At 57.1% G+C, this 13919-nt stretch carries 18 protein-coding genes and 1 pseudogene; 9 read left to right on the top strand and 10 right to left on the bottom strand.

Annotation, left to right across the window (positions count from 1 at the left end):
• Positions 1-230 precede the first annotated feature (230 nt).
• Together H8F21_RS01875 and H8F21_RS01880 are read left to right on the top strand one after the other, a co-directional pair.
• On the top strand, positions 231-731 hold the full coding sequence (locus tag H8F21_RS01875; protein WP_203477056.1) for an Hcp family type VI secretion system effector: 501 nt from the start codon (positions 231-233) through the stop codon (positions 729-731).
• Complete coding sequence (locus tag H8F21_RS01880; protein WP_328824426.1) at positions 724-1422, top strand: DUF4225 domain-containing protein; 699 nt, start codon at positions 724-726, stop codon at positions 1420-1422. Before H8F21_RS01875 ends, H8F21_RS01880 begins: the two co-directional genes overlap by 8 nt.
• Positions 1423-1833: 411 nt before the next feature.
• Here the strand turns inward: H8F21_RS01880 and H8F21_RS01885 are convergent, their stop codons facing one another.
• Entirely contained in the window at positions 1834-3405 is a 1572-nt protein-coding gene (locus H8F21_RS01885; protein ID WP_203477055.1) for a SulP family inorganic anion transporter, read from the bottom strand.
• Between the two features lie 95 nt (positions 3406-3500).
• Complete coding sequence (locus H8F21_RS01890) at positions 3501-4118, bottom strand: NAD(P)-dependent oxidoreductase (RefSeq protein ID WP_203477054.1); 618 nt, start codon at positions 4116-4118, stop codon at positions 3501-3503.
• Between the two features lie 77 nt (positions 4119-4195).
• Between H8F21_RS01890 and H8F21_RS01895 the strand changes: the two genes are divergently transcribed.
• Positions 4196-4525, top strand: coding sequence for a DOPA 4,5-dioxygenase family protein (locus H8F21_RS01895; RefSeq protein ID WP_136473852.1), 330 nt, complete (start codon positions 4196-4198; stop codon positions 4523-4525).
• A 21-nt stretch (positions 4526-4546) separates the two neighbouring features.
• Here the strand turns inward: H8F21_RS01895 and trpA are convergent.
• Together trpA and trpB are read right to left on the bottom strand one after the other, a co-directional pair.
• Positions 4547-5329: pseudogene (gene trpA / locus H8F21_RS01900) on the bottom strand (tryptophan synthase subunit alpha); the annotation flags it as partial.
• Complete coding sequence (gene trpB, locus H8F21_RS01905) at positions 5326-6543, bottom strand: tryptophan synthase subunit beta (protein ID WP_203477051.1); 1218 nt, start codon at positions 6541-6543, stop codon at positions 5326-5328. The gene trpB and the pseudogene trpA, both read right to left, overlap by 4 nt.
• A 109-nt stretch (positions 6544-6652) precedes the next feature.
• Between trpB and H8F21_RS01910 the strand changes: the two genes are divergently transcribed.
• Complete coding sequence (locus H8F21_RS01910) at positions 6653-7549, top strand: LysR family transcriptional regulator (RefSeq protein WP_203477048.1); 897 nt, start codon at positions 6653-6655, stop codon at positions 7547-7549.
• Here H8F21_RS01910 and H8F21_RS01915 read toward each other — a convergent pair.
• On the bottom strand, positions 7546-7872 hold the full coding sequence (locus tag H8F21_RS01915; RefSeq protein WP_203477046.1) for an ElaB/YgaM/YqjD family protein: 327 nt from the start codon (positions 7870-7872) through the stop codon (positions 7546-7548). The two genes, H8F21_RS01910 and H8F21_RS01915, sit on opposite strands and share 4 nt — an antisense overlap.
• 154 nt (positions 7873-8026) lie before the next feature.
• On the opposite strand from H8F21_RS01915, the gene H8F21_RS01920 reads away from it, so the two are divergent.
• Both H8F21_RS01920 and H8F21_RS01925 read left to right on the top strand, forming a co-directional pair.
• On the top strand, positions 8027-8242 hold the full coding sequence (locus tag H8F21_RS01920; RefSeq protein WP_203477045.1) for a dodecin: 216 nt from the start codon (positions 8027-8029) through the stop codon (positions 8240-8242).
• Positions 8243-8348: 106 nt separating this feature from the next.
• Complete coding sequence (locus tag H8F21_RS01925; RefSeq protein WP_203477044.1) at positions 8349-8573, top strand: DUF1161 domain-containing protein; 225 nt, start codon at positions 8349-8351, stop codon at positions 8571-8573.
• Between the two features lie 108 nt (positions 8574-8681).
• Here H8F21_RS01925 and H8F21_RS01930 read toward each other — a convergent pair whose 3' ends face one another.
• Positions 8682-9686 carry an LLM class flavin-dependent oxidoreductase gene (locus H8F21_RS01930; protein WP_203477043.1) on the bottom strand — a complete coding sequence of 335 codons (1005 nt, stop codon included), beginning with the start codon at positions 9684-9686 and terminating at the stop codon, positions 8682-8684.
• A 180-nt stretch (positions 9687-9866) separates the two neighbouring features.
• Between H8F21_RS01930 and H8F21_RS01935 the strand changes: the two genes are divergently transcribed.
• Both H8F21_RS01935 and H8F21_RS01940 read left to right on the top strand, forming a co-directional pair.
• The gene (locus tag H8F21_RS01935) at positions 9867-10292 is read left to right on the top strand and encodes an OsmC family protein (protein WP_203477041.1); all 426 of its coding nucleotides are present in this window, start codon (positions 9867-9869) and stop codon (positions 10290-10292) included.
• 73 nt (positions 10293-10365) lie between these two features.
• Positions 10366-10599 carry a DUF1161 domain-containing protein gene (locus tag H8F21_RS01940; RefSeq protein ID WP_203477039.1) on the top strand — a complete coding sequence of 78 codons (234 nt, stop codon included), beginning with the start codon at positions 10366-10368 and terminating at the stop codon, positions 10597-10599.
• Between the two features lie 3 nt (positions 10600-10602).
• Here the strand turns inward: H8F21_RS01940 and H8F21_RS01945 are convergent, their stop codons facing one another.
• Both H8F21_RS01945 and H8F21_RS01950 read right to left on the bottom strand, forming a co-directional pair.
• Positions 10603-11016 (bottom strand): PA0061/PA0062 family lipoprotein, encoded by a 414-nt coding sequence (locus H8F21_RS01945; protein ID WP_203477037.1) that lies wholly within the window; start codon positions 11014-11016, stop codon positions 10603-10605.
• A gap of 53 nt (positions 11017-11069) precedes the next feature.
• Positions 11070-11483: a PA0061/PA0062 family lipoprotein gene (locus tag H8F21_RS01950; protein ID WP_203477035.1), complete on the bottom strand. Its 414-nt coding sequence runs from the start codon at positions 11481-11483 to the stop codon at positions 11070-11072.
• A gap of 67 nt (positions 11484-11550) precedes the next feature.
• On the opposite strand from H8F21_RS01950, the gene H8F21_RS01955 reads away from it, so the two are divergent.
• Positions 11551-12678 carry an aminopeptidase gene (locus H8F21_RS01955; protein ID WP_203477033.1) on the top strand — a complete coding sequence of 376 codons (1128 nt, stop codon included), beginning with the start codon at positions 11551-11553 and terminating at the stop codon, positions 12676-12678.
• Here the strand turns inward: H8F21_RS01955 and H8F21_RS01960 are convergent.
• Entirely contained in the window at positions 12662-13318 is a 657-nt protein-coding gene (locus tag H8F21_RS01960; RefSeq protein ID WP_203477032.1) for an HAD family hydrolase, read from the bottom strand. The two genes, H8F21_RS01955 and H8F21_RS01960, sit on opposite strands and share 17 nt — an antisense overlap.
• 29 nt (positions 13319-13347) lie before the next feature.
• Positions 13348-13896 carry a gamma carbonic anhydrase family protein gene (locus tag H8F21_RS01965; protein WP_136473865.1) on the bottom strand — a complete coding sequence of 183 codons (549 nt, stop codon included), beginning with the start codon at positions 13894-13896 and terminating at the stop codon, positions 13348-13350.
• Between the last annotated feature and the right edge of the window lie 23 nt (positions 13897-13919).

Raw genomic sequence — 13919 nt, forward strand, 5'->3', positions numbered from 1 at the left:
AGCGCTGCCCTTCCCAACTTGTGTAATTCCTCGATCACCTATTAACGTGCTCTATACAGCGTCAGGCGGCCACCTGCCTGACGCTGGCGGCGATCATCTTAGTTGGTCGGGTCTTTATCGATCTTCGGAGCCGAAGGTCGACATGTGTTGTATAGAGCTTCGGACGTGTCCTACAGTCAGCCCACTTTATTCGCAATAGACTGCTCACTCTGACCACAGGAGTGAAAGATATGGCTAATCACAGTTACATGACCGTTACCGGGAAAAAACAAGGCTTGATTTCCGCTGGTTGTTCTAGCCAAAACTCGATTGGCAACAAATGTCAGGTTGGCCACGAAGACGAAATTATGGTGCTGGCTTATTCTCATAATATGGCAGGTGGTAATGACGGCAGCACCTCAGGTGGTCGTGGTAAACATATGCCCGTTGTTATTACGAAAAACATTGATAAATCTACACCCCTACTCGCCAGTGCTCTTCATGAAGGCGAAGAAATAGAGTGTAAAATCAATTTCTATCGCACCTCAGCTATGGGTGGTCACGAAAAATATTTTACTGTGTTGTTAACCGGCGGGCGTATTGCCAACTTAAGCGTTCAGGTGCCACATGCCATTAATATGAGGGACGCGCAGCCGCAGGAGCTTCTGGCCATTCGGTATAGGGACATTAGCTGGGTACACCACCAGGCAAGCACAAGTGCCTATGCGTCTTGGGGGTACGAAGGTGAATGAGCAGTCGTGTGATATTCATGATGTGGCCGCAGCAGGCGCTGATCTAGTTGCGTTGAGTTGCACCATTGGCGCTACTAGTTTTGATGATGGAGTTCTTCAGCTTCAGCTTGGATCAGTTGTATCTGATTTTGTAAACGAAATCATAGATGATGTTAATGAAGGTATCGTAAGCGCTTGGGATGGCGTGCAAGCAATAAGGGCAGAGTATGCCGAGCTGGCTTCCAAGGCGGCTTTTTATGCGCAAAATGGCATAGGGGTAGTCGCGGGTGTCATGCAAGTTGAAGTTGGAATCGCGATTACCGGGTCTTCATACGGTTTGGGATCGCCAATCGGCGCGTTTTTTATCGCGCATGGCGTTAATAACATTTATGAAGGAGGGATGAATATTTATCAAGGTCCGATCGCCAAGCCAGCACCAGGACCGACTAGGCGTGTATACCAATATTTATTTAGAGATGGCTATCAAGGGAATATAGCATATGGTGCAGTTGATTTGGCTTTGTCGATTAGAGGTATGATGCGGCCTATACGGAAGACGGAGTCAGTGCAGCTTTTCAGGCGAGACCCAATTAATTACGAGCCAGCGTATCAGCAATCCGGTAAGTTGGCTTTATTTTTTGAGGCATTAGTAGATTCAATTACAATAGGCTCCATGGTTCCGGAAGAGAGCCTTGAAACACAAAGCAAGTGATACCATAGAAAAAGGTGATGTTTACCATATGTCGCGAAGTCTTGGGATGTAAAATTTCAAGCCAGCAGCAGTAATTATCACATACAAAATTCCGTATACAGTCCAATATGATGTTTCCTCTAATGGGAAATACTCTGTTAGGCACCACATAATAAGTACTGTGTAGAATATGGAGCAGCCGGCAATAGCTAGGCTCAAGCTGACTAAATATCGTAACGTGTACATACCCTGTGCACTCTCCTATCTGTAAGCTCACTATTTAATATAACCGGCATTACTAAGGTAATTGCAACCCCTGAAACAAGAGGTCGCGATTTAGCAACCAGTGGAGTCTAGAGTTTCGCCCAAAGGCATGCGCCGAGTATCCGAAATGCCCATTTTAAGAAAAATCGGACATGCCCCGTCGCAATTTCACTCAGCGAACTGAATGGGACAATTTGCTGCCCCTTCCAGCTTGTGCAACTCCTCGATTACCTGTGGGCGGGCTCGATGTAGCGTCAAGCTGCCACCTGCCCGGCGCAGTCGGTGGGCTTCACGGTGCAGCATGTCGACGCCCGAATAGTCGATAAAGTTTATCTGTCGAGCATCGATCACCACGTCGGGGCCCTGGCAGCGCTGCAGGCGTACTTGCAGATAGTGGCTGGCGCCAAAGAAGATCGACCCGCCGACCCGCAGCACGTCGGCGTTACCTTCGCGCGACTGCTGGACCCGTGGTCGCGAGGTACGTTTGAGATAGAAGAACAGCGAGGCTAGTACCCCGGCGTAAATGGCAGTCTGCAGCTCCAGCAACAAGGTTGCGGCGGCGGTCAGGGCCATGACTAGAAACTCCGCACGACTCACCCGGAACAGCGCCCGCATGGCCCGATGATCAACTAGCCCCCAGCAGATCAGAAGAATGCTGCCCGCCATGGCCGGAATCGGAATGTGCGCAATTAACCCGGCGCCGGCTACGGCGAACAAGGCTACCCACAAAGCCGAGAACACCCCGGCCAGTGGAGACCGGGCGCCAGCCTCATAGCTCAGTCCGGAACGGGTGAAGGAGCCTGATGACAGGTAGCCGGAGAAAAAGCTGCCCACCATATTCGACAAACCTTGGGCGCGGACTTCCTGATTGGCGTCGATCATTTGTTCCGAACGCGACGACAATGAGCGTGCGATTGACAGGCTGGTGACCAGCCCGAGCATACCCACGGCTACTGCGCTAGGCAGTAGCCGCAGGATCAACTCAAGGTCCAGCAACGGTAGAGGGCTCAATGGTGGTAGCTGGCCGATGAAACCGGGCACCAATTGCACCCGGCCAAACACAGCAGGCAGTAGCCACGCCAGCAGACTGGCAATGCTCAACGTGATCAACAGGCCGGGCCAACGCGGCCGGAGGAGCTTGAGGGCAATGCCGAGCGCCAGCGTACCCAGCCCCAGAACCAGCGAAGGCCAGTCAACGTCACCTGCGTGTTCCACCAAGCTTTCTACGGTTTTCAGGGCTGTCGCCTGGCTGGGTAGGTCCATTCCCATCAGGTTTGGCAATTGACCCAGTGCGATGACTACTGCAGCACCGAGGGTGAACCCAAGCACCACTGAGTGAGAGACGAAATTTACCAGGGCGCCAAAGCGCAGCAATCCCAGTAACCACTGGAATACGCCAGTCAGAAACGTCAGCAACAGGATGAGGGTGATGTAATCGTCGCTGCCGCTGACAGCCAGAGGGCTGATACTGGTGTAGAGCACGATGGAAATGGCGGCCGTCGGCCCACAGATCAGATGCCAGGATGACCCCCAAAGACAGGCAATCAGCACCGGAACTATCGCTGCGTAAAGGCCATATTCCGCGGGCAGGCCGGCGATCAGGGCATAGGCGATCGATTGCGGCAGCGCCAATATTGCGCCGCTCAGGCCTACCAGCAGATCACGGCGCACACTCCCCCGTGTCTGCCGGGGCAGCCAACTGAGAAATGGCAGAAGGGAGTGGCGATCAGGCCAGGGCATGGACGAGCTCTATCGCAATCAACGGCGGTTCAGGGTGCGATGGATGACGTGTGCGCGCAAGTTAAAGCGGGCCTATCAACCTCATTAACGTTAAGTCAGAATACAAAATTCACATGCTCACCCTGATGCAGATTCAGCTCCAGGGTATCGACCATGGCAGCGGCAATCCTGGCCAACTGCTGCAGGGGCTCGGCGAGGCCTGGTTCCAGCGTGCCTTGTGTCTTGCGAAAGTGTTCAATGCTCAGCCCGGCGATCTCTTGCGGGGCGTTGACCAGCGTCCATTGCAGGTGGCTGCGGTGTAGCAGGTCGACGATCTGTTCGGCGCAGGTTCGCTGCTGTTCACTGTGCCCCTCACTGTGATCGAGTACGCTGAAATCGCCGACTAGGAGCAAGCGTCGTATAGTCGTGCGGGAGAGGCTGGCGATCAGTGCCTGGCTCATGCGAAGCTGCGTGGCAAAGTCATCGGGTGCCAATGCTGGCAACAGGCAGACCACCGCCGAACCACCGGCGACGCTTTGTTCCGCCTGGTCAGTGGTGCTCAGGCCGCCGATTTTGAAGTGCAGTCCGGGTCGTGGTGCGCGAGTGTTCAGTTCATCGACCACGACGATGACTTCGTGCTGGCGCTTGAGCAGCTCGGCTATCAAGGCGCTGCCCAGGCTGCTCAGACCGCCTAGGATGACCAGTTTGAATACTGGGGTTTCGGCATTTTTCACCAGATCATTCCTTTCTCTGCGAATGATCATTGGACCCTGAGTCTCACGCCAGGGTTCGCATAAATTCAGGAGCATGTGTGCAAAGGATCAAGGGTTATCACGCCCACATCTATTACGACGCCAGCACGATGGAGCAGGCTCGGCAGCTATGTGAAGAAGCGTCCCGGCTGTTCGGCGTGAGTATGGGGCGCATGCATCAGAAGCCCGTAGGACCGCATCCGGACTGGAGTTGCCAACTGGCGTTCGGACCGGAAGTGGTGGGGGTGGTGTTGCCTTGGCTGGCGCTGTATCGGAAAGGGCTGGTGGTGTTTCTGCACCCGTTGACGGGGGATGACTTGGCGGATCACCGTGATCATGCGATCTGGATGGGGGCGGTGCGGCCCTTGGATCTGTCTATTTTTGCGTAGATGACGGCGGTAGCTTCGCGGGGCCAGCGCTGAGCACAGCTCAAGCACATCCCCCACTGCTTGCTCGGCATTCGCGGCCTTGGCAATTTTGTCGACCAGGGCCGAACCCACCACAACGCCATCTGACAGCTTGGCAATGGCCGCCGCCTGCTCGGGCGTACGGATACCAAAGCCAACGCTGATTGGCAGATCGGTATGCCGGCGAAGACGCGCAATTGCATTGCTCACCTGTTCGCTGGTGGCCGAGCCGGCACCCGTAACACCCGCCACCGAGACGTAGTAGACGAAGCCGGAGCTGCGCTCCAGTACGCGCGGCAGGCGCGCGTCATCGGTTGTTGGGGTGGTCAGGCGAATAAAGTCGATGCCGGCAGCCTGCGCTGGGGTTGCCAGTTCGGCGTCGTGCTCAGGCGGCAGGTCGACAATGATCAGGCCGTCGACACCTGCGTCCTTGGCCTGGGCCACGAACGCTTCTACGCCAAAACGGTGAATCGGGTTGTAGTAGCCCATCAGCACAATCGGCGTGGTCTGGTTATCGACCCGAAACTCGCGAACCATCTGCAAGGTTTTCGCCAGGGTCTGGCCTGCATCCAGGGCACGCAGGGTTGCCAGTTGGATGGAAACGCCGTCGGCCATTGGGTCGGTGAATGGCATGCCCAGTTCGATCACATCGGCGCCGGCAGCCGGCAGGCCTTTGAGAATTGCCAGGGAGGCGTCGTAGCCAGGGTCGCCCGCAGTGATGAAGGTGACCAGTGCAGCGCGACCCTCGGCTTTCAGTTCGGCGAAGCGTTGTTCTATACGGCTCATGCCTGTTTCTCCTGGGCAGCCATATGGCTCATCACGGTTTGCATGTCTTTGTCGCCACGCCCGGACAAGCAAACCACCATCAGGTGATCCTTGGGCAGGGTCGGGGCGCGTTTGATTGCTTCGGCCAGGGCGTGGGAGGTTTCCAGTGCCGGAATAATACCTTCCAGGCGGCAGGTGGTATGGAACGCGGCCAAGGCTTCTTCGTCGTTGATGCTGACGTACTCGACTCGTTTCACTTCGTGCAGATAAGCGTGTTCCGGGCCGATCCCCGGGTAGTCCAGGCCTGCGGAAATCGAGTGAGCATCGGTGATCTGGCCGTCAGCGTCCTGCAGCAGGTAGGTACGGTTACCGTGGAGTACGCCCGGAATACCACCGGTGAGGCTGGCCGCATGCTTGTCGGTGTCTACGCCATGGCCACCGGCTTCAACACCGATGATCTGGACGCTGGCGTCGTCGAGAAAATCATGGAACAGGCCCATGGCGTTTGAGCCGCCGCCAACACAGGCGATCAGGCTATCGGGCAGGCGCCCTTCCTTGGCGTGCAACTGCTCGCGGGTTTCCTTGCCAATGATCGACTGGAAGTCGCGGACCATTGCCGGATAAGGGTGTGGACCGGCAACGGTGCCAATCAGGTAGAAGGTGTCATCAACGTTGGTAACCCAGTCGCGCAGCGCCTCGTTCATGGCATCTTTGAGGGTGCCGGTACCCGAGGTCACAGGCACGATTTCGGCGCCCAGCAGCTTCATGCGAAAGACATTGGCCTGTTGGCGCTCGATGTCAGTGGCGCCCATGTAGATGACGCAAGGCAAGCCAAATCGTGCGGCAACGGTCGCGGTGGCGACACCATGCATGCCGGCACCGGTTTCGGCGATAAGGCGCTTTTTGCCCATGCGCTTGGCCAGCAGAACCTGGCCGATGCAGTTGTTTACTTTGTGCGCGCCGGTGTGGTTGAGCTCTTCGCGCTTGAAGAAGATCTTCGCGCCACCGCAGTGTTCGGTCAGGCGCTCGGCGAAGTACAGCGGGTTGGGACGACCGATGTAGTCGCGTTGAAAGTACGCCAGTTGTTCCAGAAACTCGGGGTCGGCCTTGGCCGCTTCATATTCGCGGGCAAGGTCGAGCACCAGCGGCATCAGCGTTTCAGCCACGTAGCGGCCACCGAAAGCGCCAAACAGGCCATTTGCATCGGGGCCGGCGCGGAAGTTGGTCTGGGTCATGTGTCGCTCCAGGGCGTAGTGGAAACTGGGAATGGCTTTACTGTACCCACGACACGCGTTACTGAAAACCGATAAGATTGCTACAACACGTCAGGAAAACTCACACGTCATGCGCCAGGACCTGCCTCCCCTTAATGCCCTCAGGGCATTTGAAGCCACTGCCCGGCTCAATAGCGTTAGCCTGGCGGCCGAGCAACTGCACGTGACTCATGGGGCCGTGAGCCGACAGATCAAAGTGCTGGAGGAGCACCTGAGTGTCAGCCTGTTCGTCAAAGATGGGCGCGGCATTAAACTCACAGATGCGGGACTGCGCCTACGGGACGCAAGTTTCGATGCTTTTGATCGCTTGCGCAGCGTTTGTGGCGAGCTGAGCCAAAGTAGTGCGGACGCTCCTTTTGTTCTCGGTTGTTCAGGTAGTTTGCTGGCTCGCTGGTTCATTCCGCGCCTGGGTCGACTGAAGGCAGATTTGCCGGAATTGCGACTGCATTTGTCTGCGGGCGAAGGCGATCTCGATCCGCGTCGACCAGGCCTGGATGCCTTGCTGGTTTTTGCAGAACCACCATGGCCTGCGGATATGCAGGTACATGTGCTGACGCAGGAGCGCATCGGCCCGGTGTTGAGTCCGCATTACGCCGGATTTTCCCGCCTGCGGCAGGCGCCTGCCCAAGCATTGCTCGATGAGCGACTGTTGCAAACCACCTCCAGACCCCAGGCCTGGCCCAGTTGGGCGGCGCAACAAGGTATCAACCGCGACGCGCTGCAATACGGGCAGGATTTCGAGCATTTGTATTATTTGCTGGAGGCAGCCGTCGCGGGCTTGGGGGTAGCGATCGCGCCGCAACCGTTGGTGGCCGACGACTTGCGCGCCGGTCGTCTGGCGGCGCCTTGGGGCTTTTGCCAGACCCAGGCGGCCTTGGCATTGTGGGTACCTCGACGCGCCGCGGATGGGCGCGCCGAGCAGTTAGCCGGCTGGCTCCGAGCGGAGCTGGAACGCCAGGTGGATTAGTTGGAGCGTTTGCACATCAGGTAGGCAGCGAGCAGTCCTAGAGCGCCTATTGCCACGCCTGCTGTAGTCCACGGGTGCTCCTGGGCGTACTCGCGGGTGGCCAGTCCAGTTTCGCGGGTCTTGGTTTTCACTTCTTCGTAGGTATCGCTGAGCAGGCTGCGCGAATGGCGAAGGGCACTTTCGGCATTGCCTTTGAGCGTCTTGAGGGTTTTTCGCGACTCATCCGAGGCATCGTCCTTAAGACTTTCGAGCGCCTTGAGCAGGCTTTCTATCTCCGCTTCCATGCTTTGCAGCGACGCTTTACGCAGCGAGTGATTGGCCATGGTGACTCTCCTTTCAGGTGTGAGTGAGCTGTTTTGCTTCCGACTTCGTCAGCTCAAGAAAGTGCAGTCCGACTTTCCTCCATTTCTGTGCCTTTCGGGTAAAAAAGCCTGCCGCTGCTAGGCTCAAAGCTCACATTCGAAAAGGAGACTGATTATGTCGGATCATCACACTTACAAGAAAATCGAACTTGTCGGCTCATCGCCCACCAGCATAGAAGACGCTATCAATAATGCCCTGGCTGAAGCGGGTAAAAGCATCAAGCATCTTGAGTGGTTCGAAGTGATCGACACCCGCGGTCATATCAAGGACAACAAGGCCGCGCACTTTCAGGTCACGCTGAAAGTGGGATTCCGTATCGTCAATAGCTGAAATCGTGGCACTGGCTTGTACGGGTCAATTGAGTTACACAGTCTAAAGGCGCCCGGACGGGTTCCGGCGCCATCCTCCACTTTGATCTGAACAAGGAAAGCGATCGATGAAGAAGTTGGTAGTGACAGCAGGTTTGATGATGCTGGCAGGCACCGCCCTCGCAGCGGGCAAGCCGTGCGAAGAACTGAAAAGCGAAATAGCTGCCAAAATTGACGCAAAAGGTGTCAGCGGCTACTCGCTGGAGATTGTCGACAAGGGTGCAGCATCTGACGGCAAGGTCGTAGGGACCTGCGAAGGTGGCACCAAGGAAATCGTCTACAAGCGTGGTTGATGGGCAGCCATTGAGCCTGCCAAGACTTCATCGCTGGCAACGCCAGCTCCCGCAGATTAGCTGTCACCGCAATCTGTGCAAGAGCCAGCATTGCTGGCGATGAGGCCTTCAGCTTGCGCGCATGACCTGCGCCAGTAACTCATAGGACCGAATGCGGTCGGCATGTTCATACAGGTCACAGGTGAAAATCAGCTCGTCTGCCTGAGTCTGCTCCAGCAGAACATCGAGCTTGGCCCGAATCTTCTCCGGCCCGCCCACCATCGCCAATCCCAGGAAGTCTCCCACCGCCTCTCGTTCGTGGGGCAACCACAGGCCATCCATGCTTTCTACAGGTGGTCGCTGTACCAGGCTTTGGCCCCGCATCAGGGCAAGGATTCGCTGATACACCGAGGTCGCCAGGTAGTTGGCGTGCTCATCGGTGTCGGCGGCTACCAGCGGTACACCGAGCATCACGTAGGGCTTGTCGAGTACCGCTGAAGGCTTGAAGTGGTTTCGATAGATCCGTATGGCTTCGTGCATGTAGCGCGGTGCGAAGTGTGAAGCAAAGGCATATGGCAGGCCGCGCATACCGGCCAGTTGTGCGCTGAACAGGCTGGACCCCAACAGCCAGATTGGCACTTCAGTGCCGTAGCCGGGAACGGCGATAACTTTTTGATCCGGCGTGCGCGGACCGAGGTAGCGCACCAATTCTTCAACATCATCGGGAAAGTCATCGGCGCTGCCGGAACGTTCACGACGCAGGGCTCGGGCAGTCATCTGGTCGGAGCCCGGTGCACGTCCAAGGCCCAGGTCGATTCGTCCCGGATAGAGGCTTTCCAGAGTGCCGAATTGTTCGGCAATCACCAGCGGCGCATGGTTGGGCAGCATCACCCCGCCGGCACCGACGCGTATAGTCGAAGTGCCGCCGGCCAGGTAGCCGAGCAGTACCGACGTCGCCGAGCTGGCGATGCCATCCATGTTGTGGTGTTCAGCGACCCAAAAGCGGTTGTAGCCGAATTTTTCTACATGCTGCGCCAGGTCCAGCGAGTTGCGCAGTGATTGCGCCGGGCTGCCGTCGGCGCGAACCGGCACCAGGTCGAGGGTGGAGAATTTGATGTCCGCAAGTCGCTTCATGGGCTGGTCAGCCTCCTGGGCAGTCGTTTGTCCGGCATAAGACCGGAGCCTTCTCAACTCTGTATGGGCACATCCTGAGGATTCAAGGCTTGGTTGCAATCAAGCTGAACTTGCCCAGTCAGCCGCCCTCTGAATCTTAGGCTGCGCAACGTTGCGCCCTGCAGACACTCAGGAGGCAGTATGAAAAAGACAGCATCGGCCGTTTGGGAAGGTGGCCTGAAAGACGGAAAAGGTCAGATTTCCACTGAAAGCGGTGCACTTGAAGCAAACCCTTATGGGTTCAATACAAGGTTCGAAGGACAGCCAGGGACCAATCCGGAAGAGCTGATCGGCGCAGCCCATGCCGGCTGCTTTTCCATGGCGTTGTCAATGCTGCTGGGTGAGGCGGGGTTCACCGCCGAGCGTATTGACACCACAGCTGAGGTGACCCTGGATAAACAACCTGACGGTTTTGCCATCACCGCCGTGCACTTGATTCTCAAGGCCAAGGTTCCTGGTGCCAGCGAGGAGCAGTTCAAGGAGGTGGCGAACAAGGCAAAAGCCGGTTGCCCAGTCTCTAAAGTGCTCAATGCAACCATCAGTCTTGACGCCACCCTGGTGGGATAAGCTCGAACCGGGACAGGCTTCTTGTGGTCAAATGGGTGTCGGCAGAACCTCTGCCGCCACAAGGAGCTGTCCCATGATCCGTGTTGCAATAGCTGTGATGGCATCGCTGCTGGCCACTTCTGTGCTGGCCGCCCCGAAAAACTGCGAAGAGCTCAAGGCTGAGATCGAAGCGAAGATTCAGGCCAATAATGTCAGCTCCTACACCCTTGAAATCGTCAAGAACGAAGAGGTTCACGATCAGAACATGGTGGTCGGCAGTTGCGAGGGCGGAACCAAAAAGATCATCTACCAGAAGAATGATCGTTAGGCGTCAGGGTATGCAAAAGATGTCGTTGGCTTCTTCGGCGACGATTTTGCGCTGTGCGTCGTAAAGGTAGGCGCTGGGCCGCATGGCGGGAGCCCGGGCTTCCAGGCGATAACGCTGACCGGCTTCGAAATTGTCGTAGCGTACTTTCAGATAGCAGGTTCGCTCCACAGGGTCGACCGAGAAACCTCCGGAATAGACCTCGAAATCGAAGCGTACGGTTAGCTCGTGCTTGCCGGGTGTTACCTGGAAGAAGCGTCCATCGTTGAGCCGCTCACCATCCAGGCGGTCGGCCATCAGTATCTTGCCGGGTGTCATGGTGTACAGGTCGACCCATGCCTGCTTGCTATCAACTGGAGGCAAGGGGCTGGCGCAAGCCCCCAGGGTACTGAGGGCAATCAGCATCATTGGCTGGCGCATGGCAAACTCCCGCTTGCAACCTACAAAGCATAAGCATAGCGCCATTCACGCTGTCAGGTGCGTTGGCAGCCCGCCGGTGCTCCTTTGCTGAGCAGATTACGCTGGTCGTCGTAAAGCTTTGCCCACGGGCGAAAGCCTATGCTGCCCGCTTCGAGCTGATAGCGTTGCCCGGCATTGAAGTCCTTGAATTTGAGATTCAGTTGGCAGTCGCGCCACAGCGGTTCGCTGTCCGGACCGATATTGCTGGGGTTCACCGGGAATAGGTAGCGCACCGTCAGTTCGTGGCTGCCGGGCGAGACTTGGAAATAACGGTTGTCACTCCAAGAGCGCTCGTCTACCTCCACGGCATGCAAGGTATCGTCCGAATTGGATGCTAGGTCGATCCAGGCTTGGTTGGGATCGGGGGCAGGCAAGCCGGCACAGCCGGATAAAAGCAGAAGACCACTGATGACAAGCAGTGTACGCATGGCAAAACTCCAGCCGGGCAGGATAGTCTTGAAGCTGATGAGCTCTTGAGCGGATAACGGGACACCAATGCTTCGACTATTTCTTTTATTGCGCTCAAGTCTTGGGGCACTCGACCATTTTTTTCGCTACTTGGTTCCCGTGCTGGCGCTCGGGCTGCTCAACGGTTGTTCCAGCATTGGCTATTACGGGCAGTTGGCCAGCGGGCAGTGGCAGCTGTTGCAGGCGCGTAAACCGGTAGCCGAGGTGATAACGCAGCCCGCCACCCCCCCGAAATTGCGTCAGCACCTGCTGCACGCCGAACAGGCCAGGACGTTCGCCAGCGCGCAGTTGAAACTGCCGGATAACCGCAGCTACCGGGTTTATGCGGACATTGGCCGCCCGTTTGTGGTGTGGAATGTGTTTGCTACGCCCGAGTTTTCCCTCGAACCCCAGACCCATTGCTTTCCCATTGCCGGGTGCGTCGCCTATCGCGGTTATTACACTCAAGGTGCTGCCCGTGGCGCGGCTGCGCTGCAAAAGCAGCAGGGGCTGGATGTGTATGTGGGGGGCGTGGAGGCCTACTCGACCCTGGGCTGGTTTGATGATCCGATTTTGAGTTCGATGCTGGGCTGGGGTGATGAGCGGCTGGCCGCGGTCATTTTTCATGAGCTGGCACACCAGCGCGTGTATGTGCAGGACGACACGGCATTCAACGAATCATTTGCCACCTTTGTCGAACAGGAAGGTTCTCGCCAGTGGCGTGCGGCTCGCGGCCTGCCGGCGCATACACTGGACGATGGTCAACAACGCGATCAGTTCGTGGCTTTGGTTCTGGCCAGCCGTGAACGGTTGAAGGCGTTGTACGCAGCACCGCTGACTGAATCAGCCAAGCGCGCCGGAAAACAAGCCGAATTCGAGCGCTTGCGCCGAGAATACCGTACTTTGCGCGACAGCCAGTGGGGAGGTAAAGGCCGTTTTGACGCCTGGATCAATGCGCCAATGAACAACGCCAAGCTGTTGCCCTTTGGATTGTACGACCAATGGGTGCCAGCGTTCGCGGCGCTGTTTACCCAGGTAAATGGGGATTGGGAAGCTTTCTATCAGCGGGTTGAAAGCCTCGGGCGGCTGTCGCTCGAGCAGCGCCAGCAAGCCCTGAATAGAATCACGGAGCAAGCGCGCCCTCACCCCGCGGTAGTTGTCAGCCCTGGTTGGTGATGAACGCGCTGTGCAGCTCGGCCAAGGTCGCAAAGTGATAGGCCGGTTGTTCCGCTGTCAGCTCCTCATGACTGCCAAAGCCGTATCCGACTGCGACAGCTTCCAGTCCATTGCTGCGAGCGCCAATCAGGTCGTGCTTGCGGTCGCCGATCATCAAGGTTTGTGCCGGATCCAGCGATTCCTCGGCAAGCAGGTGAGCAATCAACTCGACCTTGTTGGTACGGGTGCCGTCCAGCTCACTGCCGTAGATCACTTTGAAGTGATGATCGAACTGGAAATGCCGGGCAATCTCACGGGCAAACTGCCAAGGCTTGGACGTGGCGATGTACAGCGTTCTGCCCTGCCCGTTCAAGGCTTCGAGGAGCGGCTGGACACCCTCGAACACCAGGTTTTCATACAATCCGGTCACCTTGAAGCGCTCGCGGTAGAAATTCACCGCTTGCCAGGCTTTGGCTTCGTCGAAGCCATAAAATTGCATGAATGCCTGTAGCAACGGAGGGCCGATGAAGTGCTCAAGACGCGCCAGGTCTGGTTCATCGATATCCAGCTTGGCCAGGGCGAACTGGATCGAACGCGTGATGCCCAGGCGCGGATCGGTCAGGGTGCCGTCGAGGTCGAAAAGAATATTCTGCTGATGCATAACTGTCTCGATAAGGGGCGTGGACGGACTCACTCAGGCAAGTGATAGCCTTCGGCCAAGTGCTGGTCTTTGAGTTTTACGTAGTTGCTGGCGCTGTAGGGGAAGAAGGCGCGTTCCTTTTCAGTCAAGGCCCGGGCCTGTTTGACCGGGCTGCCAACATACAGGTAGCCGCTTTCCAGGCGTTTTCCCGGCGGGACCAGACTGCCGGCACCAATGATCACTTCGTCTTCGACGATTGCCCCGTCCATGATCGTACTGCCCATGCCGACCAGAATCCGGTTGCCGAGGGTGCAGCCATGCAGCATCACTTTATGACCGATGGTCACTTCGTCACCGATCAGCAATGGAAAGCCGTCGGGATTGAACGGGCCGGCATGGGTAATGTGCAACACGCTGCCGTCTTGCACGCTGGTGCGAGCGCCAATGCGGATTCGGTGCATATCGCCGCGGATCACTGTCAGTGGCCAGACGGAGCTGTCTGCACCGATCTCGACATCACCCAGCACCACTGCGCTGCGGTCCACGAAGGCACGCTCGGCCAAGCGCGGCGAATGGTTCTGGAAGGTGCGAATGGCCATGATAGGGGTTCTCTTTGGTGTTG

The sequence above is a fragment of the Pseudomonas arcuscaelestis genome, assembly GCF_016881005.1.
Classification (GTDB): domain Bacteria; phylum Pseudomonadota; class Gammaproteobacteria; order Pseudomonadales; family Pseudomonadaceae; genus Aquipseudomonas; species Aquipseudomonas arcuscaelestis.

Bases quoted from the DNA above. Each gene is read 5' to 3' on its own strand.
- H8F21_RS01875 (WP_203477056.1), top strand. From the start codon at position 231: ATGGCTAATCACAGTTACATGACCGTTACCGGGAAAAAACAAGGCTTG.
- H8F21_RS01885 (WP_203477055.1), bottom strand. From the start codon at position 3,405: ATGCCCTGGCCTGATCGCCACTCCCTTCTGCCATTTCTCAGTTGGCTG.
- trpB (WP_203477051.1), bottom strand. From the start codon at position 6,543: ATGACCCAGACCAACTTCCGCGCCGGCCCCGATGCAAATGGCCTGTTT.
- H8F21_RS01910 (WP_203477048.1), top strand. From the start codon at position 6,653: ATGCGCCAGGACCTGCCTCCCCTTAATGCCCTCAGGGCATTTGAAGCC.
- H8F21_RS01915 (WP_203477046.1), bottom strand. From the start codon at position 7,872: ATGGCCAATCACTCGCTGCGTAAAGCGTCGCTGCAAAGCATGGAAGCG.
- H8F21_RS01920 (WP_203477045.1), top strand. From the start codon at position 8,027: ATGTCGGATCATCACACTTACAAGAAAATCGAACTTGTCGGCTCATCG.
- H8F21_RS01925 (WP_203477044.1), top strand. From the start codon at position 8,349: ATGAAGAAGTTGGTAGTGACAGCAGGTTTGATGATGCTGGCAGGCACC.
- H8F21_RS01930 (WP_203477043.1), bottom strand. From the start codon at position 9,686: ATGAAGCGACTTGCGGACATCAAATTCTCCACCCTCGACCTGGTGCCG.
- H8F21_RS01935 (WP_203477041.1), top strand. From the start codon at position 9,867: ATGAAAAAGACAGCATCGGCCGTTTGGGAAGGTGGCCTGAAAGACGGA.
- H8F21_RS01940 (WP_203477039.1), top strand. From the start codon at position 10,366: ATGATCCGTGTTGCAATAGCTGTGATGGCATCGCTGCTGGCCACTTCT.
- H8F21_RS01945 (WP_203477037.1), bottom strand. From the start codon at position 11,016: ATGCGCCAGCCAATGATGCTGATTGCCCTCAGTACCCTGGGGGCTTGC.
- H8F21_RS01950 (WP_203477035.1), bottom strand. From the start codon at position 11,483: ATGCGTACACTGCTTGTCATCAGTGGTCTTCTGCTTTTATCCGGCTGT.
- H8F21_RS01955 (WP_203477033.1), top strand. From the start codon at position 11,551: ATGCTTCGACTATTTCTTTTATTGCGCTCAAGTCTTGGGGCACTCGAC.
- H8F21_RS01960 (WP_203477032.1), bottom strand. From the start codon at position 13,318: ATGCATCAGCAGAATATTCTTTTCGACCTCGACGGCACCCTGACCGAT.
- H8F21_RS01965 (WP_136473865.1), bottom strand. From the start codon at position 13,896: ATGGCCATTCGCACCTTCCAGAACCATTCGCCGCGCTTGGCCGAGCGT.